At 68.3% G+C, this 22,056-nt stretch carries 24 protein-coding genes and 1 tRNA gene; 13 read left to right on the plus strand and 12 right to left on the minus strand.

What is annotated here, in order from left to right:
• Positions 1 to 51 precede the first annotated feature (51 nt).
• Positions 52 to 486 carry a DUF6474 family protein gene (locus tag DFR72_RS39515; protein ID WP_090072056.1) on the plus strand — a complete coding sequence of 145 codons (435 nt, stop codon included), beginning with the start codon at positions 52 to 54 and terminating at the stop codon, positions 484 to 486.
• On the opposite strand, the gene DFR72_RS39520 is transcribed toward DFR72_RS39515, so the two are convergent.
• Positions 464 to 2,113: a BCCT family transporter gene (locus DFR72_RS39520; protein WP_090072054.1), complete on the minus strand. Its 1,650-nt coding sequence runs from the start codon at positions 2,111 to 2,113 to the stop codon at positions 464 to 466. The genes DFR72_RS39515 and DFR72_RS39520 overlap by 23 nt on opposite strands.
• Positions 2,114 to 2,172: 59 nt before the next feature.
• Between DFR72_RS39520 and DFR72_RS39525 the strand changes: the two genes are divergently transcribed.
• The 4 genes from DFR72_RS39525 (at position 2,173) to DFR72_RS39540 (ending at position 5,006) form a co-directional block, all read left to right on the plus strand.
• Complete coding sequence (locus DFR72_RS39525; protein WP_143086972.1) at positions 2,173 to 2,688, plus strand: hypothetical protein; 516 nt, start codon at positions 2,173 to 2,175, stop codon at positions 2,686 to 2,688.
• 70 nt (positions 2,689 to 2,758) lie between these two features.
• A complete protein-coding gene (locus tag DFR72_RS39530; RefSeq protein WP_342768714.1) occupies positions 2,759 to 3,466 on the plus strand; it encodes a YcnI family copper-binding membrane protein in 708 nt (235 codons plus the stop codon).
• Positions 3,463 to 3,990, plus strand: coding sequence for a copper resistance CopC family protein (locus DFR72_RS39535; RefSeq protein ID WP_090072051.1), 528 nt, complete (start codon positions 3,463 to 3,465; stop codon positions 3,988 to 3,990). The genes DFR72_RS39530 and DFR72_RS39535 overlap by 4 nt, the downstream gene beginning before the upstream one ends.
• Positions 3,987 to 5,006 carry a copper resistance D family protein gene (locus DFR72_RS39540; protein WP_090072050.1) on the plus strand — a complete coding sequence of 340 codons (1,020 nt, stop codon included), beginning with the start codon at positions 3,987 to 3,989 and terminating at the stop codon, positions 5,004 to 5,006. Before DFR72_RS39535 ends, DFR72_RS39540 begins: the two co-directional genes overlap by 4 nt.
• Here DFR72_RS39540 and DFR72_RS39545 read toward each other — a convergent pair.
• Positions 4,999 to 5,832 carry a LysR family transcriptional regulator gene (locus DFR72_RS39545; protein ID WP_090072049.1) on the minus strand — a complete coding sequence of 278 codons (834 nt, stop codon included), beginning with the start codon at positions 5,830 to 5,832 and terminating at the stop codon, positions 4,999 to 5,001. The genes DFR72_RS39540 and DFR72_RS39545 overlap by 8 nt on opposite strands.
• Positions 5,833 to 5,919: 87 nt before the next feature.
• Here DFR72_RS39545 and DFR72_RS39550 point away from each other — a divergent pair, with 87 nt between their 5' ends.
• On the plus strand, positions 5,920 to 6,639 hold the full coding sequence (locus tag DFR72_RS39550) for an SDR family oxidoreductase (protein ID WP_090072048.1): 720 nt from the start codon (positions 5,920 to 5,922) through the stop codon (positions 6,637 to 6,639).
• A 90-nt stretch (positions 6,640 to 6,729) separates the two neighbouring features.
• On the opposite strand, the gene DFR72_RS39555 is transcribed toward DFR72_RS39550, so the two are convergent.
• Together DFR72_RS39555 and DFR72_RS39560 are read right to left on the minus strand one after the other, a co-directional pair.
• A complete protein-coding gene (locus DFR72_RS39555; protein WP_090072254.1) occupies positions 6,730 to 7,011 on the minus strand; it encodes a hypothetical protein in 282 nt (93 codons plus the stop codon).
• Positions 7,012 to 7,164: 153 nt separating this feature from the next.
• Positions 7,165 to 8,547 (minus strand): NsdA family TPR-like regulatory protein, encoded by a 1,383-nt coding sequence (locus DFR72_RS39560; protein ID WP_090072047.1) that lies wholly within the window; start codon positions 8,545 to 8,547, stop codon positions 7,165 to 7,167.
• A gap of 191 nt (positions 8,548 to 8,738) precedes the next feature.
• Here DFR72_RS39560 and DFR72_RS39565 point away from each other — a divergent pair, with 191 nt between their 5' ends.
• Positions 8,739 to 9,029: a hypothetical protein gene (locus DFR72_RS39565; RefSeq protein ID WP_090072046.1), complete on the plus strand. Its 291-nt coding sequence runs from the start codon at positions 8,739 to 8,741 to the stop codon at positions 9,027 to 9,029.
• A 12-nt stretch (positions 9,030 to 9,041) separates the two neighbouring features.
• Positions 9,042 to 9,401 carry a hypothetical protein gene (locus DFR72_RS39570; protein ID WP_030480258.1) on the plus strand — a complete coding sequence of 120 codons (360 nt, stop codon included), beginning with the start codon at positions 9,042 to 9,044 and terminating at the stop codon, positions 9,399 to 9,401.
• Between the two features lie 247 nt (positions 9,402 to 9,648).
• Here the strand turns inward: DFR72_RS39570 and DFR72_RS39575 are convergent, their stop codons facing one another.
• From DFR72_RS39575 to DFR72_RS39585, 3 genes are read right to left on the minus strand one after another with little or no spacing between them, the layout of a single operon-like run.
• Complete coding sequence (locus tag DFR72_RS39575) at positions 9,649 to 10,431, minus strand: SDR family NAD(P)-dependent oxidoreductase (protein WP_090072045.1); 783 nt, start codon at positions 10,429 to 10,431, stop codon at positions 9,649 to 9,651.
• Positions 10,431 to 11,591, minus strand: a complete 1,161-nt coding sequence (locus tag DFR72_RS39580) for an MFS transporter (protein ID WP_090072252.1) — start codon at positions 11,589 to 11,591, stop codon at positions 10,431 to 10,433. Before DFR72_RS39580 ends, DFR72_RS39575 begins: the two co-directional genes overlap by 1 nt.
• 40 nt (positions 11,592 to 11,631) lie before the next feature.
• Positions 11,632 to 12,879, minus strand: a complete 1,248-nt coding sequence (locus DFR72_RS39585; protein WP_090072044.1) for a GH1 family beta-glucosidase — start codon at positions 12,877 to 12,879, stop codon at positions 11,632 to 11,634.
• A gap of 82 nt (positions 12,880 to 12,961) precedes the next feature.
• Between DFR72_RS39585 and DFR72_RS39590 the strand changes: the two genes are divergently transcribed.
• Positions 12,962 to 13,606 (plus strand): TetR/AcrR family transcriptional regulator, encoded by a 645-nt coding sequence (locus DFR72_RS39590; RefSeq protein ID WP_090072043.1) that lies wholly within the window; start codon positions 12,962 to 12,964, stop codon positions 13,604 to 13,606.
• Here DFR72_RS39590 and DFR72_RS39595 read toward each other — a convergent pair.
• Positions 13,603 to 14,784: an amino acid deaminase/aldolase gene (locus DFR72_RS39595; RefSeq protein ID WP_090072042.1), complete on the minus strand. Its 1,182-nt coding sequence runs from the start codon at positions 14,782 to 14,784 to the stop codon at positions 13,603 to 13,605. The genes DFR72_RS39590 and DFR72_RS39595 overlap by 4 nt on opposite strands.
• Positions 14,785 to 14,870: 86 nt before the next feature.
• On the opposite strand from DFR72_RS39595, the gene DFR72_RS39600 reads away from it, so the two are divergent.
• Complete coding sequence (locus DFR72_RS39600) at positions 14,871 to 16,151, plus strand: D-arabinono-1,4-lactone oxidase (RefSeq protein WP_245983838.1); 1,281 nt, start codon at positions 14,871 to 14,873, stop codon at positions 16,149 to 16,151.
• Positions 16,152 to 16,164: 13 nt separating this feature from the next.
• Here the strand turns inward: DFR72_RS39600 and DFR72_RS39605 are convergent, their stop codons facing one another.
• From DFR72_RS39605 to DFR72_RS39620, 4 genes are all read right to left on the minus strand, one after another.
• On the minus strand, positions 16,165 to 16,821 hold the full coding sequence (locus DFR72_RS39605; protein WP_090072039.1) for an SDR family oxidoreductase: 657 nt from the start codon (positions 16,819 to 16,821) through the stop codon (positions 16,165 to 16,167).
• A gap of 14 nt (positions 16,822 to 16,835) precedes the next feature.
• Positions 16,836 to 17,453, minus strand: a complete 618-nt coding sequence (locus DFR72_RS39610) for a hypothetical protein (RefSeq protein ID WP_090072038.1) — start codon at positions 17,451 to 17,453, stop codon at positions 16,836 to 16,838.
• A 316-nt stretch (positions 17,454 to 17,769) separates the two neighbouring features.
• Positions 17,770 to 18,555: an NADP-dependent oxidoreductase gene (locus tag DFR72_RS39615; protein ID WP_090072037.1), complete on the minus strand. Its 786-nt coding sequence runs from the start codon at positions 18,553 to 18,555 to the stop codon at positions 17,770 to 17,772.
• A 115-nt stretch (positions 18,556 to 18,670) separates the two neighbouring features.
• A tRNA-Leu gene (locus tag DFR72_RS39620) sits at positions 18,671 to 18,753 on the minus strand.
• 127 nt (positions 18,754 to 18,880) lie between these two features.
• On the opposite strand from DFR72_RS39620, the gene DFR72_RS39625 reads away from it, so the two are divergent.
• From DFR72_RS39625 to DFR72_RS39635, 3 genes are read left to right on the plus strand one after another with little or no spacing between them, the layout of a single operon-like run.
• Positions 18,881 to 20,131 carry an FHA domain-containing protein gene (locus DFR72_RS39625; RefSeq protein ID WP_090072036.1) on the plus strand — a complete coding sequence of 417 codons (1,251 nt, stop codon included), beginning with the start codon at positions 18,881 to 18,883 and terminating at the stop codon, positions 20,129 to 20,131.
• A gap of 51 nt (positions 20,132 to 20,182) precedes the next feature.
• A complete protein-coding gene (locus DFR72_RS39630; RefSeq protein ID WP_090072035.1) occupies positions 20,183 to 20,644 on the plus strand; it encodes an FHA domain-containing protein FhaB/FipA in 462 nt (153 codons plus the stop codon).
• Entirely contained in the window at positions 20,641 to 22,053 is a 1,413-nt protein-coding gene (locus tag DFR72_RS39635) for a PP2C family protein-serine/threonine phosphatase (protein WP_090072034.1), read from the plus strand. Before DFR72_RS39630 ends, DFR72_RS39635 begins: the two co-directional genes overlap by 4 nt.
• The last annotated feature ends 3 nt before the right edge of the window (positions 22,054 to 22,056 follow it).

Raw genomic sequence — 22,056 nt, forward strand, 5'->3', positions numbered from 1 at the left:
GTGTCGGCAACCTGGGCAGTAAGTTTCACGTGACGGAGGAGGTGTACCCGAATGGCGCGCAAAGCGAAGGCCGGCTTCACGCCCGGCCGAGCCAAGAACCTGGTCGGTGTCGCGAAGGTGGTGGCGCCCGCGCTCATTCCGGTGCTGGCTCCGGTGATCGCCCGCGGAGCTGGGGTTTTGAGCGAGCAGTACGACAGGTACCGGGCGCGCAGGCTCGGTGTCGACGTCGCGGACATCGGCAGGTACTCCGGGTACGGCGCCCGGCTGCACGCGCGAATTGTCGGCTTTTCGGAGTCGCTCGAGACATTGCGGGCAACAGATTCCGATTGGGTTTCGAAGACCGAGGCCCGGCTGGCACAGTTGCTCGCCGCTGTTCGCGCATCCGAACGCATGCCGACGGCCCGGCGCAAAGCAGCGCACCGGGCCGTCGGGACTGATCTGGAGGTGCTGGAGCAGGAGTTGCTCAGGCGCCTGAACGTGCGCTGACGTCCGGCGTCCTGCCTGTCACCTCGGCCACGGCCTTGACCGCCGCCTCCTCGACCACCTGACCGGGGTCGAGGTGCGCGGTGACCTCCTCCATCACCTCGGCGACGCGCTCCTCACGCCTGATCATCGGGTCGGAACGCAGGTCCTTGGCCAGCGACACGCACAGCCCGACCATGACGACCATGAACGGCAGCGCCGCGATGATCGTCAGGTTCTGCAGCCCTGTCAGCGCGTTCGACCCGCCGACCAGCAGCATGACCGCGGCGACGGCACCGGTCAGCACGCCCCAGAAGATCACCACCGGCTTCTTGGGCTGGATGGTGCCCTCCTGCGAGAGCGTTCCCATCACGATCGAGGCGGCGTCGGCGCCCGACACGAAGAAGATCGCCACCAGGACCATGACGATCACCCCGGCCACCCCCGCGAGCGGGAACTGGTCGAGCAGCGAGAAGAGCTGCGACTCCGGTGACGCCTGACCGGCGAGGTCCACGCCGTTGCGCTGCTCGAAGATCGCCGTGCCGCCCAGGATCGCGAACCACACCAGCGACACCGCGGACGGCACCATGATCACGCCGGCCACGAACTGCTTGATCGTGCGGCCACGCGAGATCCGCGCGATGAACATGCCGACGAACGGCGTCCACGAGATCCACCACGCCCAGTAGAAGATCGTCCACCCGGACAGCCACGTCTCGGTCGCGTCGCCACCGGAGGCGGCGGTCCGGCCGGCCATGTCCGCGAGCTCGCGGAAGTAGTCGCCGAGCGCGGTCGGCACCAGGTTGAGGATGAAGATCGTCGGGCCGACCACGAACAGGAACAGCGCCAGCACGACGGCCAGCACCATGTTGATGTTCGACAGCCACTGGATGCCCTTGGCGACACCCGAGACGGCGGACGCGACGAAGGCCACGGTCAGGATCGCGATGATCGCGACCAGCACGCCCTTGCCGACGTCACCGGCCCAGCCGGCCGCCTCCAGCCCGCTCCCGATCTGCAGGGCGCCGAGACCGAGGGAGGCGGCCGAGCCGAACAGGGTCGCGAAGATGGCCATCACGTCGATGGCGCGACCCCAGCCCGACGAGGCACGACGGCCCAGCAGTGGCGTGAATGCCGAACTGATCAGCGAGGACCTGCCGCGGCGGAAGCTGCTGTACGCGATGGCGATGCCGACGATGGCGTAGATCGCCCACGGGTGCAGCGTCCAGTGGAACAGCGTGGTGGCCATCGCGGTTTCGAGGGGATCGCCCTCGGTGCCGGGCGGCGGCTTGACGAAGTGGGTCAGCGGCTCGTTGACGCCGTAGAACATGAGGCCGATGCCCATGCCGGCGCTGAACATCATCGCGACCCAGGACACGGTCTTGAACTCGGGTTTCTCGTCGTCCTGGCCGAGCGGGATCTTCCCGTACCGGCTGAACGCGAGCCACAGGGCGAAGACCACGAACCCGGAGGCCGAGATCACAAAAGCCCATCCGAGGTTCTGGATGATCCAGCCGAGCGCGGCCTTCGAGGCGGCGGCCAGCGAGTCTGTTCCTACGATCCCCCAGGTCACGAACGCAAGCGTGAGACCTGCGGCAACGCCGAACACAACCCGGTCGGTACGGCCCGGCCTGTCGCATTGAACGGTCATGCGGCCCTTGATACCCACTCATAGACCTGGCCAAACTCCTCCGATTACCCTCAAGCCTCGTGAGCACACGGACGAGTGAGTTGCGCACCCTTCGGGGTGCCGCGCTCGCGCTGACGTCCGCCGCGCTCACGATCACCGCCCACGGGCTGGGCGGCGGCGAGATCTCCGAGTTCATCCACGCGCTGCCGCTGGTGGTGCTGATCGCGTTCGCGGCGGCGTCACTGGCCGACAAGCGCACCGGGAAGCTCTCGGTCATCGCCGGACTCGGCACGGCCCAGCTCGCGCAGCACCTGCTGCTGACCTGGGTCAACCACGAGCACAACAACACGCTCACCGGTCAGATGTTCGTGGCGCACCTCGTCGCCGCGACGCTGACCGGCATCCTGCTGTTCCACGCCGAGAACGCCCTGTTCAGGCTGTTCGCCGCCGTCACCCGCCTGATCCCCCGCAGGCTCACGCCGCTGCCGGTCTCCACGCCGGTGCGGACGTTCACCGGCACGCCGTACCTCCAGAACGCGCACCACCTGGAAACGTCGCGTGCGAATGGGCGGCGTGGCCCGCCCTGTGGCTCCTGATCATCCGTATCCCTCTGCAGACCCCTTTGGCATCAGGAGCCACAACTTCATGTCGACAAATCGATTTGGCGTGCGCACGCTCGCCGTTCTCGCCGTTGCCGGAATCGCCGTCCTCGGCACCCCGACCATCGCGTCGGCCCACGTCAGCGCCCAGCCCGCGGAGTTCACCCAGGGCGGCCGCGCGACCTTCGCGTTCCGCGTCCCGAACGAGCGCGACAACGCCGGCACCACCAAGATCGAGGTGACGCTGCCGCAGGACACGCCGCTGACCTCGGTGCGCACCAGGCCGATGACCGGCTGGAAGGCCGAGGCGGTCAAGGGCAAGCTCGACAAGCCCGTCACGGTCGCCGGCAAGGAGATCACCGAGGCGTTCACCTCGATCACCTGGACCGCGGAGGCCGGCACGAAGATCGGCGTCAACGAGTACCAGGAGTTCTACGTCGCCCTCGGCACGCTGCCGGAGAAGGACACTCTGCTCCTGCCGACCAAGCAGACCTACGACAACGGCGAGGTCGTGGACTGGAGCCAGGCCGCCGGTGCCGACGGCAAGGAGCCGGAGCACCCGGCGCCCGCGCTGAAGCTCGCCGCGAAGAAGGCCGGCGACGACGGCCACGGTGGCCACGGCACGACCCCGGCCGCCGGCAGCACCGACACGCACGAGGCGTCCGCCGGTTCCGACAAGACCGCCCGCTACCTCGGTGGCGCCGGTCTGGCCGTCGGTGCGCTGGGTCTCGGCTTCGGTGTCGGCGCGATCCTGCGTTCGAGGCGCAAGGCATGAAGCGCGCTCTGATCGCGTTCCTGTTCGCCGGTGCGGCCGTGCTCGTCACGGCCGCCCCCGCGGCGGCGCACAACGCGTTGATCGGCAGCGACCCGAAGGACAAGTCGTCGCTGGAGGTCGGTCCCTCGACGGTCACGCTGACGTTCGACCAGGACGTCCAGGGCGGCCAGGGCATCAACGCGATCTCGGTGGTCGACTCGAACGGCGGTCACTACGAGGCCGCCGGCGATCCGACGATCAAGGACACCGCGGTCTCCGCGAAGGTCAACGCCCTGGGCAAGGCCGGTGAGTACAAGATCGGCTACCGCATCCTGTCCGCGGACGGCCACCCCGTCTCGGGTGAGCTGACGTTCACGCTCACCAAGGACGGCACGGGCACGCCCACCGCGGCGCCGAACAATGCCGCGTCCGGCGACTCGGGTTCGGGCGACGGCCTGCCCATCTGGGTCTGGATCGCCGGCGCCGTGGTCCTGCTCGGCGGTGGCGTGTTCTTCGCCCTGCGAGGCGGAGGCGCGAAGGCATGAGCGACGTCCGGACCGCCGCCCCCACCCACTACCGCGTGCTCGCCGGACTCGTGTTCGGCGCACTCGGAGGCATCGCGCTCGGCCTCGTGCTGGCACCACCCGTCGTGGTCGCCGGGGTCGTCGACGCCGGGGCGGCGGTCCGGTACGGCCTGCCGGTCACACGGGTGCTGCTCGACGTCTCGGCGACGATCGTCGTCGGGCTGTCGATCCTGCCGAAGCTGCTCGGCTTCGACCGGCCCACGCACACCGAACCCGTCATGCGCATCGCCCGGCCGGCCGCGGTCATCGCCGCCGCCGTCTGGGTCGTCACCGCACTGACGGCGATCATCCTGCAGGCCGCCGAACTGCGGCCGGGCAGCGACGTCAGCGTCGCCAACGCGATCGACTACATCGCGAACGTCGGCGCGGGCAAGGGCCTGCTGTTCAGCGCGGCCTGCGCGTTCGTCTACCTGGTCGTCGGCGTGATGGCCGTGCGCAGCGGCGAGTCCGTACCCGCTGAGCTGCGCATCCTCGTCTCGATGTTCGGGCTGCTGCCGATCCCGGTGACCGGGCACGCCTCCAACTGGAAGTACCACGACTACTCGATGGTCTCCATGGAGCTGCACGTGCTGGGCGCTGCGGCGTGGACCGGCGGGCTCGGCGCGTTGATGGCGCTGGTCGCCTACCGCAAAGGACTGCTGGCGATCGCGTTGCCGAGGTTCTCGAAGATCGCGACCGTCAGCCTGGTCGTCGTCGCGGTCACGGGCCTGTTCAACGGGCTGCTGGAGCTGGTCCTCAACCCGGTCGTGCCGTTCCCGCAGTCGCTGTTCACCACCGGCTACGGGCTGCTGTTCCTGGGCAAGACCGTCTGCGCCGGGCTGATCGCGGTGCTCGGCGCGCACGTCCGGTGGCGGCTGCTGCCGAAGATCTCCCAGCACAAGGTCACCGCGATCGTGCAGTGGGCGATCCTGGAAGTGACGATCATGGGTGTCGCCTTCGGGCTCGCCGTCGTGCTGAGCCGCGCTCCGGTCAGCTGAAGCCCGTCGCGACCCTGACCAGGTCGGCGAGTGCGCGTGACCGGCTGTGCGGCGGCCACGCGATCACCGTCGTCACCTGAGGTGCGTCGGCGATCGGAACCGCGACCAGCCCCTCGGCCAGCCCGTTGCGGGTGACCTCCGGCAGGACGGCGACGGCCCGGCCGAGCTCGATCAGCTGGAACAGCTGGGTCAGGTTGCGCACCTCGGCCCCGGCGCCGTCCGGGTAGGTGCCGTCGCGGCGGGGCCAGCGCGCGAGTTCCGGCAGGGCGCTGACGTCGGCCACGCGCACCTGGGACCTGCCGGCAAGCGGGTGTGCCGCCTGCATGACCGCTACCTGGCCCTCGGTGGTCAGGACCTCCACGTCAAGGCCCGTCGTCGGGTCGTACGGCTCGTGCAGCAACGCCACGTCGGCCCGTCCGTCGAGCAGCGGGACATGGGTGTTCGACTCGCACAGCAGGAGCTCGACGGGCACCGCTCCGGGCTCGTTGGCGTACGCGTCGAGCAGCTTCGCCAGCACCTCACCGGAGCTGCCGGCCTTGGCGGCCAGCACCAGCGACGGCCGGTCGGCCGCAGTCGCACGGGTTCGCCGTTCGGCTGCCGCGACCGCGCCGAGGATCGCCCTGCCCTCTTCCAGCAGCACCTCACCGGCGCCGGTGAGCGAGACCCTGCGGCTGGTCCGGGTCAGCAGTTCGACGCCGAGCCGGTGTTCGAGCTGGGCGATCGCCCGCGAGAGCGGTGGCTGGGCGATGCCGAGGCGGTCGGCAGCACGGCCGAAGTTCAGCTCCTCGGCGACCGCCACGAAGTACCGGAGCTCTCGGGTCTCCACCCCACCACGGTATCCATACCGGCCGGGTATCGCTGCGGCACCGAAGTGATGTTGGTTCTACCGGCGTTCCAGACCACGATCGAATGCATGGGCGAACAGACGATTGCGCTGGTCACGGGCGCGAACAAGGGCATCGGATACGAGATCGCGGCAGGCCTCGGGGCGCTGGGCGTCAGCGTCGGAGTCGGGTCACGGAACCGCGAACGCGGCGAGGAAGCGGTGGCGGAACTGCGTGCGAACGGCGTTGACGCGTTCGCTGTGCCGTTGGACGTGACCGACGACGAGAGCGTGGCTTCCGCCGTGTCACTGCTCGACGAACGGTTCGGCCGTCTCGACGTGCTGGTGAACAACGCGGGGATCGCGGGGCCGTGGCCCATGGCGCCCTCGGCCACGACGGCGGAGAGCCTGAGGGAGGTGCTGGAGACCAACGTGATCGGCGTCGTCAGGGTCACCAACGCGATGCTGCCGCTGCTCGGACGGTCGGCGCGGCCGCGGATCGTCAACCAGTCGAGCCATCTCTCCTCGCTGGCCCTGCAGACCACGCCTGGTGTGGAGTTGGGTGACGTCAACGGGGTCTACACGCCGTCGAAGACGTTCCTGAACGCCATCACCGTCCAGTACGCCAAGGAGCTCACCGGCATCAAGGTCAACGGTGCCTGTCCCGGCTACGTCGCCACCGAGTTCAACGGTTTCCAGGGACACGAGACGCCGGAGGACGGTGCGAGGACCGCGGTCAGGCTGGCCACGCTGCCCGACGACGGTCCGACCGGGGGCCTGTTCGACCACACCGGGACCGTGCCCTGGTGAGAACGGCCGAATGTTCAACGTGAAACATTCACGACTTCGACTGGACTCGGCGAGTGGTCCGATCGGCACGACGAGCTGCGCGCGAACGGACTAGTCGGTGATCAGTCGGGCCGAAGATTCTTCACGCATCCGCGCCAGCCGGTTCATCGTCCGCTGGCCGCGGCGGTCCAGCTCACGGCTGTCGATCCAGCCGTTGGCGTAGTAGCGGTAGTCCTGGGCCAACGCCACCAGCTCGGCGAGGTAGTCGGCAGACCGTCTCCTGCGCTCCTCGTCGAAGCCCGCCAGCAGCGGTAGCTGGGTGTCCACCACCTCGTCGAGCAACTGCGCGGACCGCAGCGCTCTCTTGGAACGCCACCTCCGAGTAATGCTCACGCGCCGCACCTCGTCCTTCGCCCCGACCTGCCGCACCTTAGGCGTGGATTTCTCGCCCGTCGATGCTGCATTCGTGTGCGAAGGTCCTGGCGTTACCGGTTCGTGTCCCACGCCATCCAAAAGGGGTGCTATAGGACCCAAACGAGATGGGGACTAGGCGGCCGACTCGGTGCCGGTGAACCGCGCGACGCGGTCGGCGAGCTCGCGGGCCTCGGGGTTGTTGCGGCGCTTGTCGGCTTCCTGGCGAAGCGGCTCCATGCGCTGCTTGGTGCGCACCGACTTGAGGCTTTCCGACAGGTCAACGGCTTGGCGGCCGATCTTGGCGCCGTGGTCGATGTCGCCCTCGAGCAGGTGGTTGATCGCCATCGAGGTGAGGTTGAACGAGCGGCTGCGGGCGTACTCGTCGCCGAAGTTGTTGATCGCCTTGGACAGCGCGGGGATCGCGGTCCTCGTGTACTTGGCGTCCACCGTCTGGGCCAGCTCCGTGTGCACCGTGCCGATCATGGACGAGAGGTCGATCTCGTTGAAGAACCGGGCCCAGGCGGGCGCTTCGGCGATGTTCGAACGGGAGAACTCGTCCCGGGCGCGGCCGAGCAGCTTGAGCGCCTGCTCGTCGGAACCCATCTTCGCGTAGGCCCAGGCCTCGTTGGCGCACAGGATGCCCACGGCCAGTTCGGAACCGGAGTTCTGCGCGGCCAGCTGGCCCAGCTGGAACACCTTCAGCGCGTCGTCGGGGGCGTTCTGGTGCAAGTAGACGCGGCCCATGCGGTACAGGATGTTCGCCATCAGCGCCTCGTTCTCGCCCTGCTTCGCGAGGTCGAGCGCCTGACCGAAGTGGTTGCGGGCCGAGTCCATCAGGCCGGTGTCGAACGACGTCCAGCCGGCGAGGTTGTGCAGGTCCGCCAAGGCGACGAAGAGCCGCTGGCGAACGATGTCCGTGGAGCTCGCACCGAGCATCTGCTGTCCCCAGGACAGCTGGGCGACCACCGCGTCGCGGCAGGAACCGCCGCCGTACTGGTAGTCCAGGGCACGCAGAGCCCGCGTCGCCGCTTCGACCTGGCGCACATCGGTCATCCCGATGCGTCCCGGAGCCGGAGTCTGTGTGGGGTGTGAAACCCACGACCCGGAGTCCGCTCCGAACACGGCCGCGCCCACTGTCACGGCGGCGGCGTGCGCGAGGAACTTCCGACGCTTCACCGACTCGTCCTCCTCAGGATGGGGTGAGTCCGCGGTCGCGGCCACCCGTACTGCCGTTGTCTCGTCATAGGCGAGACCCATGTATCCACGTGGGACACCCAGGCCGATGGCGATCCTCGTCAGGACGTCGTACGCCATCACCTGGCGTCCCTTGAGGATCTCCGAGACCTCGGACTGCGACTGCCCAGTGAGCGCCGCGATCTGGCGCTGGGACACGCCGTGCCTTCGGAGCAGCCGGTAGACCGAGCTGATCTCTCGTCGGGCCAGTGCGTCCCGCATCTCCTGGTGGTCCCACACCTCGGTGGGGATAGGAGAGCCCTGGGAACTCATGGTGTTCATCGCGCACCCTCACAGTCCGTTGGGCGTCATCGGCAGACTAGGGGCAGGTCCCCGAGCCCGAGAAGTCCTCTTCGGCGGAGCTGATCGGCTCTGCCGAACACCGCTTACCGCTCACCGTAAGACTTCCACCGGTCAGCGCTGTGACGTCCCGTTCCGGGATGAATCATCGCAATCTGGATTCCGGTAAGCGAGTGAGCACGGAGAGGAACGACCTAATAGTGGACAGCTCCTCCTCAGGCTCCACCTCCATTGTGGAGACGGGTGACACCGAATCCACATGGCGCGGCATGACCGGGCAACGTCGGACGTGGCAGATCAGCTGCGGCGACGTGGTCGACCGGGACCGCCAGCTCACCGTGAAGGTCGTTCAGGGCCAAGTGGTCCTGGTAGGCCCTCCCGGGGAGACGGCAGTCTTGTCCCACGACCAGCTCGTACAGCTCAGGGCCGTGCTACGCGAAGCCGCCGACCAGGCGGAAAGGTGACGGTGACGTTCAATGGACGCGATCCTCGGACAGGTTCTTCGCAACGCTGTGTGGGAACGCCTCGACCTGCTCACTGAGCTGGCGAGCCGCGCGGACGCCCCGTCCCTCCTGTCGGTGGCTCGATCCGAGCTCCCTCGGCTGACCGAGGGATGGCGTGCTCTGCTGGCAGCGCACGAGCCGGACGAGAAGGGCAACTGCCCCGAATGTTCCGGCCGCTGGCGCCAGCAGAAGTCACCTTGCTCGGTGTGGCGCGCCGCGTACGAACACCTGGTCGCGGGCGGACTCGCCCCGCGCCCGGCTCGCCATCTGCGCGAGGCCCCGGTGACTCCTCCTGTCACCCGGTCCCGCCGCGCGGTGGCTCGAGCCCACTAACGGGCGTTTGCGACCGACCTGGCGTCCCCCCGACACGACCAGGTCTGCAAACCGCCTACTGACCGGTGGCCCGCGATGTGCGAACCCCCGACCGCGACATCGCGGGCCCCGGTCAGCTTTTACAACTCCACAGATTCCCGCGGGCCGGTGACGTGCACCTTCCCTCCCCGACCGTCGCCGGTCCGCGGTCACCAACCACGGCCCTTGTCTGCACCTCCCGCGCAGACGAGGGTCGTTTTCATTGCTTCTAGCGGTGAGTGCCCGTCTTCCAGGCCAGGTACGAGGTCAGGCCCGGGAACAGCCGGCCGGAGATCTCGAACGCCTTGAGCTGCCACGGGAACAGGTGCTCGGCGCGTTCCTTCTCCACGGCGTCCACGATCGCCTTCGCGCACTGCTGCGGCGTGACCGTGGGGATCATCAGCCGGGCGATCGCCGGGATGCGCTCTTCCGCACCGGGGTTGTTGGTGAAGTACTCGCTGGAAACCTTGCCGGGCACCACTTCGCTGATCCCGACGCCGGTTCCGCGCAGGTCGAGGCGCAACGAGGCCGTGAGGCCGCGCAAAGCCCACCGCGACGACTGGTAGCCCACGCAGCCGGGGATCGGCAGCCGTGACACCGGCGAGTTCACGTTGACGATCCAGCCGGAGCCGCGCGACCGCATGGCGCCCAGGTACTCCCTGGTCAGCAGCAACGCGGCCATGTACGGCACGGCGGTCATGGTGACGAGCTCGTCGGACGACGTGTCGTCGAGGAACAGCCAGCGCCCGACGCCCGCGTTGTTGACCAGCACATCCGGCGCCGGAACGTCCTCGGCGAGTGCTCGAATCTGTTCGGCGTCGGACAGATCCGCCGGATGAGCGGTCGCCGAGCCACCGAACTCCTTGATCCGTTCGACCTGCAGATCCAGCAGTTCGGCGCTCCTGGCCACAAGGTGGACGTGCGCGCCGTGAGCGGCGAAGCGGAACGCCGCTTCCGCGCCGATCCCCTGGGACGCCCCCGTGACCAGAACTTCCTTGCCCGACAGCTGCATCAGACCACCGATCGCACTCGACTCATCAACACCGCGGCCAGCGTCGTCGCCAGCGCGGAGACCGCGAACAGACCGCGGTAACCGCCCAGGTTGGCCAGGATCAACGCGGTCAGCAAGGGGGCGATGACCTGCGGCAACGCGTTGGCCACGTTGAGCACGCCCAGGTCCTTGGCCCGGTCGGACGCGGTCGGCAGCACCTGCGTGAGCAGCGCGATCGCGACGGCCCAGTACGTGCCGAAACCGACACCGAGCAGCGGGGACGCGATCAGCACGCCGATCCAGGTCGGCCAGACCACCAGGATCAGCGCCGCCAGCGCCATCACGGCCGCGGCACCGTAGACGTACGGCTTGCGGCGGCCGGAACGATCACTCCGTGCGCCGAACAGCACCGCTCCTGCGGCGAGCGCCACCCCGTAGAGCGCCATGAGCACCAGCAGCCCGTCCTCCGGCGACTCGTGGTGGACCACGTCGCCGAGGAAGTAGAGCAGGTAGAGCGTCCCGAACGCGTTGCCGAGGTTGATCATCAGGTGACCACCCCAGGCCCACGCGAAGTCGGGGTTCTGCCTGGGCGAGATCCAGAACGTCGGCTTGACCGGCTTCACGACGAGCTGTGTGTCCGGTGTGCGCAGGACGAAGAAGACGGCGCCGACCAGCACGATGACCGCGCACGCCAGATAGCCCGCGGTCAGTCCGCTGACCAGCAGCGTCACCACGACCGCGCCCAGCACCGTGCCGAGCATCTGGCTGATGCCGATCAGCCCGCCGACCTGGGCGCGTTGCTCGACCGGCACCCGGTCCGGCACCGCCGAGGTCAGCGCGGCGAGCATGCCGCCGATACCGGCCTGCACCAGGCACCAGCCGATGGTCATCACGACGACCGACGGCGCGTTGGCGAGCACGGCGAGACCGACGGCACCGATGACGGCACCGGCCAGCGTCCACGGGTGGCGACGGCCGAACCGCGAGGTCGTGCGGTCGGACAGGAACCCGATCAACGGCACGACCAGCAACGACACCAGGCCGCCGAAGCCGGTGACGATGCCGAACACCAGCTCCTTGTCGGCCTTGTCGAGCATCTCGGCCTGCTGCGGCAGCAGCACCTGGATCGGCGCGTAGACCGCCAGCCACAACCCGAGGTTCGCGCAGAACAGCCAGGCCATCCAGCCGCGGCGAACCCGCACCACCGGCTCAGCGAGGGCTTCACTCACCGCTGATCACCTTTCTGTACCAGTGGAACGAGTCGCGCGGCGTGCGTGCCTGCGTCTCGTAGTCGACCTGGACCAGGCCGAACCGCTGCGAGTACCCGGCTTCCCACTCGAAGTTGTCGAGCAGCGACCACACGAAGTACCCGGCGACGTCCGCATCCTGCGCGGCTTTGAGGTGTCCGTCGAGGTAGGAGATCCGCTCGGCGTCGTTGATCTCGTCGGGGAAGCTGCAGCCGCTCTCGGTGACGTACACCGGCGGCAGGTCCGGGTGGCGCTCGCGCAGCGTCGTGATCATCTCGGTCAACCCGGCCGGCACGATCGGCCAGCCGAACCCGGTGCGCTCGTACTCGTCGATCTCCACCAGTTCGAACGGCAGCGGGTTGCCCTCGGACGGCGCCCTGAGCCGCGTCGGGTTGTAGTAGTTCACGCCGTAGAAGTCGAGCGGCTGGTGGATCGTGGCCAGGTCACCATCGGCGATAGGCAGAAGCTCGGCGACTGCGTCGGGATATCGGCCCGACAACATGGGGTCCGCGTAGATCCAGTTGTGAATTTCGCTGTAGGCCTCGGCGGCTGCTACGTCATTCGGCCCAACCGGCCAGGCGGGGGTGTGGTTGTTCGCCGTGCCGACGGCCTGCGCGTTGAACGAGCGGAGCACTTCGACCGCACGGCCGTGAGCGAGGTTCAGGTGGTGGGCGGTCGGCAACGCGTCGATGAGCAACGCCTTCCCGGGAGCGTGCTCGCCGATCGCATAGCCCTGCAACGTCACCATCGCGGGTTCGTTGATCGGGATCCACAGCTTCACGCGGTCGGCGAGCCGGTCTGCGACCAGCGCCGTGTAGTCGGCGAACCGGTCGGCGACGTCCCGGGTCAGCCAGCCGCCCTCGGCCTCCAGTTCCGCCGGGGTGTCCCAGTGGTACAACGTCGCGACGGGGGCGATACCGACGTCGACGAGCGCGTCGACCAGGCGGTCGTAGAAGTCGAGGCCCTCGGCGTTGACAGGTCCTTTGCCGGACGGCTGGATGCGCGGCCACGCGATCGAGAACCGGTACGCGTTCACGCCGAGCTGCGTCATGAGCGCAACGTCCTCACGCCACCGGTGGTAGTGGTCGCACGCAACGGAAGCGTTCTGGTTCTCGTGTACAGGAGAGAACTCGTCCCACACGGAGGGGCCTCGGCCGCCAGCGTCGAACGCGCCCTCGATCTGGAACGCGGACGTCGACACTCCCCAAAGGAAGTCGCTCATCGATCCTCCAAATGTGAAACTTGTTCGGATCGTAGGCGTGTTGACAGGTTCAGGGAAGTGAAAGAGCCGTACAACAGGCAAGATGGAAGTACCCGAACTACTGGGAGTCGCCGTGACGAGCACCACCCCGCTTCGCCGTCAGCCCGTGCAGCAGCGCAGCGCCAAGAGAGTCGAGCGCATGCTCGAGGCCTGCGCGACCCTCATCGACGAGGTGGGCTACGACGGCGTCACCACGACGTTGATCGCGGAGAGAGCGGGCGTGGCAGTCGGTTCGCTCTACCAGTTCTTCCCTGACAAAAGAGCCGTCGTGCAGGCGCTGACGCTGCGCAACGTCGACAAGTTCTCCCTCGGCATCACCGAACGGCTCGAGCAGGCGACGCTCGAGCACTGGTGGGACGCCGTGGACACGGTGTTCGACGTCTACGTGACGATGCACCGCGAGATCCCGGCGTTCGGGAAGCTGCACTTCGGCGACGTCGTCGACATGCGCCTGCTCGACGACCGCCGCGACAACAACGCCGTCATCTCCGACAAGATCTCGGAGCTGATCTCGGGCAAGTTCGGCATCCCGATGAACGAGGTCCAGCTGCCGATCGCGATCGCCGTCGAGGCCGCCGACGCCGTGATGAAGATGGCGTTCCGGAAGAACCCGACGGGCGACCAGGCGATCCTGACCGAGGCGAGGGCGCTGGTCAGGGGCTACCTGTCGTCGCGCCTGCCCGCCTAGCCGAAGTTCCTGCGCTCACCGCGGTACGTGGGCACGGTGCGCTCGATGCGGTCACCGTGCACCAGGTGCACCTCGTCGAACCGCTCGAACAGCTCACCCGCCTTGGCGTGCCGCATCCAGACGCGGTCGCCGATCCGCAGCTGCTCCGCCGCCTTGCCGGTGACCGGCGTCTGCACCTCGCCCGCGCCTTCGAGGCCGAGCGTCTTCAGGCCGGCCGGCAGGTACGGCGACGGCTGGCGGTCGGGTGTCGGCGTGCCGGACGCGATGTAGCCGCCGGCGAACAGCGTGGCCACCCGCTTGGTCGGCTTGCGCACCACGGACAACGCGAACAGCGCCGCCGGTTCCGGCTTGAACGCCTGGTAGCCGTCGAACAGGGTCGGTCCGAAGAGGCCGGAGCCCGCCGCGAGCTCGGTGACCGACGGGTCGGAGCCGGTGAGCTCCAGGCTGCCGGTGCCGCCGCCGTTGACGAACTCCAGGTCGGCGACCTGCCGGACCGCGGTGACCACGGCGGTCCGGCGTTCGACGAGTTCTGGTCCGGACTTGCTCTGGATGAGCCGGATCCCGATCGCACGCAGCGGCTGGCCCGGCGGGTTGTCGCCCAGGCCGGCGATCTGTCCCTCGTAGGCCATGACGCCGACCAGCTTGAAACCGTGCCGCTGCACGATCTTCGCGGCGAGCGCCTTGGCCTGCTGTGGCGTGTGGATCGACGAACGGCGTGGTCCGATGTGGACGCCGGGCAGCGGTCGCCACGAGACGTCGAGCTCCAGGCAGACCCGGATGTCGGCGTGCGGCCCGATCGCGGCGTCCACGAAGTCGAGGTGCTCGGTGGAGTCGACCATGATCGTGACGCGCTGGCGCGCGGTCTCGTTGGCCGCGAGCTTCTGCAACGACGCGCGGTCCGCGGTCGGGTAGGCGACGAGCAGGTCCTCGGTGACGTTCTGCTCGGACAGCCACAGGGCCTCGGCCAGCGAGTAGCACATGACGCCGGCGTAACCGGGCCGTTCGAGCGCCCGGCTCACCAGTTCGCGCACGCGGATCGACTTGCTCGCGACCCGGATCGGATGACCGGCAGCGCGACGGGCGAGGTCCGCCGCGTTGTGGTCGAAGGCATCCAGGTCGACGATCGCGAACGGAGGATCCAGGTCCTTCGTCGCGGCATCGAGTCGAGTTCGGCGCATGCTCTGACGGTACGTCCTGAACCCTTGAAACGTGAAGAGCTTTCACTTACGTTACTCGCAGGTCACACTCTCTCGTGGAGGTTCGCGTGTGGACGAACTGGGCTAGAACGGCTTCGTGCACGCCTGCGCGCGTCGTCCACCCGTCCAGCACGGACGAGATCGCCGCAGCCGTCCTCTCCGGCGGCCGCGTCCGCGCGCGGGGCAGCGGCCACTCGTTCAACGACATCGCCGTAGCCCCGGAAACCGCGCTCGACCTGGACCGCTGGACCGGAATCGTACGCGCGGACGCGGAAAGCGGGCTGGTGACCGTCCGCTCCGGCACTCCCCTGCGCGTCTTCAACGCGGACCTCCACCGCCTGGGCCTCGCGATGCCGAACCTGGGCGACATCGACGCCCAGACCGTCGCCGGCGCGGTCTCCACCTCGACCCACGGCACCGGCGGAAAACTGGGCGTCCTCGCCACCGCCATCGAAGCGCTGGAACTGGTCCTCGCCGACGGCTCCGTGGTCACCTGCTCCCGGACCGAACGCCCGGACCTCTTCAACGCCGCCCGCGTCGGCCTGGGCGCGCTGGGCGTCATCAGCACCCTGACCCTGCGCTGCGTCCCGTCCTTCGTGCTGCAGGCCCAGGAAGCCCCGGGCCGCCTCGACGCCGTGCTGGAGCAGTTCGACGACCTCTGCGCCGTGGAGGACCACGTCGAGTTCCACTGGTTCACCCACTCCGACCGCGTGATCCTCAAGCGCAACAACAGGATCACCGAAGCCGCGCGCCCGCTCTCGAAGCTCCGCCAGGCCTGGGAGTACGAGGTCATGGAGAACGCCGCGTTCGGCGCGGTCACCAAGGTCGCCAAGACCTTCCCCCGCTACACCAGGCGCCTCAACGAACTCTGCGGCTCGCTGATCTCCGAGCGGTCCTATTCGGACTACTCGCACAACGTCTTCGTGACGCCCAGGCGCGTGCGGTTCGTGGAGACCGAGTTCTCGATCCCCCGCGAGACGCTGATGGACGTGATCCGCGAACTCCAGGCCGTTGCCGCCAAGCTGGGAGAGCGCGACCACCTGATCGTCCCGTGCGAGGTGCGCGTCGCCCAGGCCGACGACATCTGGCTCTCCACGGCGAACGGCCGCGACACCGCGTACATCTCGATGCACCAGGCACTCGGCATGCAGTACAAGGCTTTCTTCGACGCGTACGCGAGCATCGCGGCGTCGGTCGGCGGCCGCCCGCACTGGGGCAAGATGCACGACCTGACCGCGACGGAGCTCCGTCCGCTGTACCCGCACTTCGACGACTTCCTGCGGGTGCGGGACGAGGTCGATCCAGGCAGGACGTTCACGAACCCCTACCTGGACCGCGTGCTCGGCTAGGGCGTGTATCGCCCTAAAGGATCACGCGAACGGCGTCGGCGACCGGCGTCTCGCCGTTCACCAGTTCCAGCGTCTTGCCGATCGTGTTGGGAGCGTTGAGCAGCTCGGCCAGCACGGCGGCGACGTCGGCACGGGTGACGGACGACCGCGGTAGCCGGGACTCGGCCAGCGTGACCAGCCCGGTCGGCGCGTCGTTCACCAGGGGCCCCGGCCGCAGGATCGTCCAGTCGAGGTCACGCGGCTTCAGGTCGTCCTCGGCCAGCTTCTTGGCCTTGAGGTACACCGCGAACTCGGGGTCCACCGACGGCGAGTCCGCGGACTCGATCCCGACGGTGGACACCTGCAGGAACCGCCGCACCCCGGCCTCGACGCAGGCAGAGGCGAAGAGCGCAGCGGCTCCGTAGTCCACGGTGTCCTTGCGGGCGGCACCAGATCCGGCGCCGGCACCAGCGGCGAACACGGCCGAATCAGCACCGTTCAAATACGCGGCGACCGAGTCCAGATCAGCGGACTCCAGGTCGCACAACACCGGAACGGCTCCGGCTTCCTGCACATCGGCGAAGTGGTCGGGATTGCGGACCAGTGCTGTGGCGGCGTCTCCACGGGTGGCCAGCTGCTGCTCGAGAAGCAGCGCGATCTGCCCGTGTCCGCCGGCTATGACTACTCGCATGGCCCGACCGTAGATCAGGAAGCGGTGGCGAGCACCTGCTCGTAGACCAGTTCGTTGACCCAGCGGGTGATGGCGGTGTCCTCGGAGGGGGCGTTCTCCTGGCGGCCGGACACGTCGACCGAGAGGTCCTTCTCGTCGTCGGCCAGCAGCACCGAGACGCCGTAGCGGCGCACGCGCGGCAGGCAGTTCGCGAGGTAGTCGTGCGAGAACGCGACCGACTCGGGCAGGACGACCGCGGCGTTGCCGTAGCGGGCGAAGGGGACGGCGGAAGCGAGGGCGGTCCTCCAGTGACGGGCGACGGCCAGGACGCCGACGATCCGCACCGCGGCGGGGGGAACGCGGCCTTCCATCTCCGGCCACACCCACGTGGAGACGGTGGTCTTGTCGGCCTCGGGGCCCGCACCCACGCACACGCGCTCGGCGTGGGCGTCGGCCAGGAGTTCGGCCACGACGACGACCTTGCGGCCCATCAGGACCATTTCGGGGAGAACCACGCCGTGCCAGCCGAGGCGGATCGCCGCAGCGGCAGCCAGCTCCTCGACGGACGCGGGCAGTTCCGGAACCGGGACCGGGGTGGTCGACAGACCGTTCGAGCTGTCGAGCGCCGCGATCCTTGCTGGGGTGCTGCTCACGCCAGTGCCTCCTCGTCACCCGCGGCGGGAGATCCGCCGCGTTTCGACTCGTGCTCTGGCATAAGAATTAGCAGGAAGCGCGCGGCCCGCCCCCAGGTCACAGGACCCCCTGCGATCGACGGCGCCGACCGGTCGGTGACCGGTCGAGGAGTGGCGAGGGGAGTTCGGTCCTGCTGTGCTGCCGTCTGGGTGACGTTAATCCGGATGGACGCACCAAAAAGGCTGCTCAGGGTGTGTGCGCCAGGCGTGTGGGCAAAAAGCCGGTCAGCGGCACCGGTCACCGTCCGCCGACCGTTCACCGCGCCAGAACGACCACCTACATGATGATCACTGTTTTGCCGGGCTCGTGACCTGCGAAAACGTCGGTCGCCTCGCGCAACGGCACGCGTCGGCCGATCGGTACTTCCAGGTCACCCGACTGCACCATGGACGCCAGTCGCACCAACATGTCCCGCGACCCCTTCAGGCCGAAGTTCTGCCCCGGATCAGCGGAAACGTAGTTGGTGTTGAAGGCGAGCGGCGCGTGACGCGCGTTCGCCTCGAACGACGAACGGTCGGCGCTCACGAGGTCGATGAGCGCGTCGGCCTCCACGAGGGAGTCGCCGCGGCCGATCGGGATGACCCGCTTGCCCGCCGCACGCGCGATCTGGACGGCGAACGACCCGACGCCGCCCGAGGCACCGACGATCAGCACGGATTGCGCGGTGCCCAGTGACTCGACCAACTGCAAAGCGGTCATACCCGCGGTCGGCAATGCGGCGGCGACGGCGGGATCCAGATCTTCCGGCAACGGCGCCAACGCGTTCTCGGCCGGAACTGTGACGTACTCGGCGTATGTTCCGCCGCCGACGGGACGGCGGAAGAACGTGCCGAAAATCCTCTCTCCGGAACCTTCCACCTCACCCGCACCATCAGTTCCGGGAACGAGTGGGAACTGGTGAGGAGCGGAACCGCGGAGCATCCCGTTCACGACTTTGCGGTCGAACGGGTTGACGCTCGCCGCGAACAGCCGGACCAGGAGCTGACCTGGTTCTGGCGTGGGCCGGGGAACCTCGACGAGTTCGAGTTCAGCGCCGAAGTCGGCAGCCGCTATCGCCCACATGGCGCCCCCCGAACGAGTGACAGACATCACCTGGTAGATCAAGGAATCCGATACTGCCGATCAACGAAAGAACCCCCCTCGCGATTCCGCGAGGGGGGTTCCATCTGTCTTTCGATGGGCAAGGGGGGAGTTGAACCCCCACGTCCTTTCGGACACACGGACCTGAACCGTGCGCGTCTGCCATTCCGCCACTTGCCCCTGGAGACGTTGGAAACACTAGCACGCGTCCAAACCAGGTTCCTAATCGCCCCCTGTAGGGCTGGTCGTACCCGGATACGATCGGTACAGGAGCCCGGGCCGATCGGCATGAACGGAAGGAGTCGACATGGGCCTGCAACGCTTCGAGCGCAAGCTCGAAGGTCTGGTCGGCAACACCTTCGCGCGCGTGTTCGGCGGCAGCGTCGTGCCCCAAGAGGTGGCACAGGCACTGCATCGGGAGGGTGACAGCAACATCCGCGAGCTCGCGGGTGGCAGACTGCTAGCCCCCAACCACTACAAGGTGCTGCTCGGGCCTCAGGACCACGAACGACTTGCGGGCGACGAGCAGGATGAACTACGCATCACACAGCTTCTCGCAGAGGGCCTGCGAGAGCACCTGGCCGAGTCCGGATGGGATACCTATGGTGACGTCGTAGTCTCCCTGGAGCGCTCCGAGGCGCTGCACACCGGACAGTTCCGAACCAGCTCGTCCGTCGACCCCGACGTGAAAGCGGCCAGCCGACGGTCAGCACCACCTCGCACCGCAGGAGACCGACCCATGAGCCAGCCTCCCGGCTACGGACAAGGACAGGGCCAGCCCGCCCAGGACCCTTATGGTCAGGGCGGCTACGGCCAGCAGGGCTACGACCAGCAGCAGGGCTATGACCAGCAGGGTTACGGCCAGCAGCAGGGTTATGGCCAACCAGGACAGGACCCGGCCTACGGCCAGCAGGGTTACGGCCAGCAGGGCTACGACCAGGGCTACGGCCAGCAGCCCGCCACCGGCTACGACCAGGGCTACGGCCAGCAGCAGGGCTACGACCAGGGCTACGGCGGCGGCCAGCAGCAGGGCTATGGCCAGGACCAGGGTTATGGCCAGCAGCAGGGCTACGGCCAGCAGGGCTACGACCAGGGTTACGCCGGCGGCCAGCAGGGCGGCGGTTACGACCAGGGCTACGGCCAGCAGCCCGCCGGCGGTTATGACCAGGGTTACGGCCAGCAGCAGGGCTACGGCCAGCAGGGCGGCTACGACCAGGGCTACAACCAGGGCGGATACGCCCCGCCGGCCACCCAGGGCGCGAACCGTCAGCTCAACGCGACGCTGCACCTCGACGACGGATCCAACCGGACGTACAACCTGAAGCAGGGTGGAAACGTCGTAGGTCGTGGGCAGGAAGCCGACTTCCGCCTCCCGGACACCGGGGTCTCCAGGCGCCACCTGGAAATCTCCTGGGACGGGCAGAATGCGATGCTCGCTGATCTCGGTTCGACAAACGGCACCACGGTGAACGGCACGCCAGTGCAGACTTGGCAGCTCGCGGAGGGCGACGTCGTCCGCATCGGCCACTCGTCACTGGTTTTCCGCACCGCGGGCTAGAGGTCGATACGGGCGTCGGTAAGCAACTCAAGGCAGGAGCGGTTACAACCGGTGCCAGAGCTGGTGATGCAGCTGACCAGAGCGGGCTTTCTCGTGCTCCTCTGGCTCTTTGTGCTGGCCGCCCTACGTGTGGTCCGCTCTGATCTTTACGCAGCCTCAGGGCTCCGGGCATCAGGTCTGCCCGGATTCCGGAGGTCCGAGAAGCCGGCGAGGGGAAGCAAGGCACCTCGGCAACTCGTGGTCACCCACGGGGCGCTCACAGGCACCCGCATCTCGCTCGACGGCAGGCCGATCCTGATCGGCCGCGCTGACGACTCCACCCTCGTGCTGGACGACGACTTCGCGTCGACCAGGCACGCGCGGCTGTCCATGCGCGGTACCGACTGGTACGTGGAGGACCTCGGTTCCACGAACGGCACCTACCTAGACCGAGCCAAGGTCACCGCACCCCTGCGCGTACCTCTCGGCACCCCGATCCGCATTGGCAAAACGGTGATCGAGCTGCGCTCATGACCTTGGTTCTTCGATACGCGGCCCGCAGCGACAGGGGCCTGGTTCGCGCCAACAACCAGGACTCCGTGTACGCGGGCCCCCGCCTGCTCGCAGTAGCCGACGGCATGGGTGGCCACGCCGCCGGTGAAGTCGCGAGCAAGGTGGTCATCGCCTCGCTGGCGCACGTCGACGACGACGAGCCCGGCGACGACCTCCTCGGCAAGCTGCGCGACGCGGTCGCGAGTGGCAACGGCGCCATCTCCGAGCTCGTGACGAGCGACCCGGACCTGGAGGGCATGGGCACCACGCTCACGGCCATCCTGTTCGCGGGCAACCGCCTCGGGCTCGTGCACATCGGCGACTCGCGCGCGTACCTCCTGAGGGAGGGCTCCTTCGCGCAGATCACGCACGACGACACGTTCGTCCAGTCGTTGATCGACGAGGGCCGGATCACCCCGGACGAGGCCGCCACGCACCCGCAACGCTCGTTGCTGCTGCGCGCCCTCACCGGGCACGACTTCGAGCCCAGCCTCACGGTGCGCGAAGCGCGCGTCGGCGACCGGTTCCTGCTCTGCTCGGACGGTCTGTCCGGCGTCGTGAGCCTGGAGACGCTCGACGAGGCGATCCGCATCCCCGACCCGCAGGCCTGCGCGGACCGGATGATCGAGCTCGCGCTCAAGGGCGGCGGCCCCGACAACGTCACGGTGATCGTGGCGGACGTCGAGGACGTCGACTTCGGCGACGACTACCCGATCCTCGGTGGCGCGGCCGGCGACGGCAGCGAGGAGCACAACACCCCGCCCGACTCCGCGGCGTCGCGGGCGAGCGCGCTCACGCAGCAGCGCCCGCCGATGCCGCAGCGGATGGACGCACCGCCACCACCTCCGCAGGACCCGAAGCGCAAGAAGCGCAACGCCATCAAGGCGTTCGCGATCATCTTCGTGCTCCTCCTGCTGACCGGTGTCGTGGCGGTCGGCGGCAAGCTGTGGCTCAACACCCAGTTCTACGTCGGCGCCACCGAGACCGGCCAGGTCGCGATCTTCCGCGGCCTCAACGGCTCGGTGCTCGGCTTCAAGCTGTCGTCCAAGGTCGAGGACTCGTGCCCGCCCGGATCCACGGGCTGCACCCCGATCACGCTGAACGACCTGCAGGAAGCCGGCCGGAAGACCATCACCGCGGGCATCCGCAGCGACAACGGACTCGACGGCGCCCGCGCCGCGGTCCGGTTGCTGCGCACGGAGCACATGCTGCCGCTGTGCAAGGACACCTCGTCGACCAGCACGACGCCGTCGACGACGCCGAGCACTCCGTCCAGCACTCCGAACACGCCGCCCGTCAACGGCTCTCCGAACCCGGAGACCGGTTCCACCGAGCCTTCGCTCACCCCCTCCCAGCAAAAGCCGGGTGTGGAATGCCGGGAGGGTCCGTAGTTG

Source organism: Lentzea flaviverrucosa, assembly GCF_003350445.1.
In the GTDB taxonomy this organism is placed as follows: domain Bacteria; phylum Actinomycetota; class Actinomycetes; order Mycobacteriales; family Pseudonocardiaceae; genus Lentzea; species Lentzea californiensis.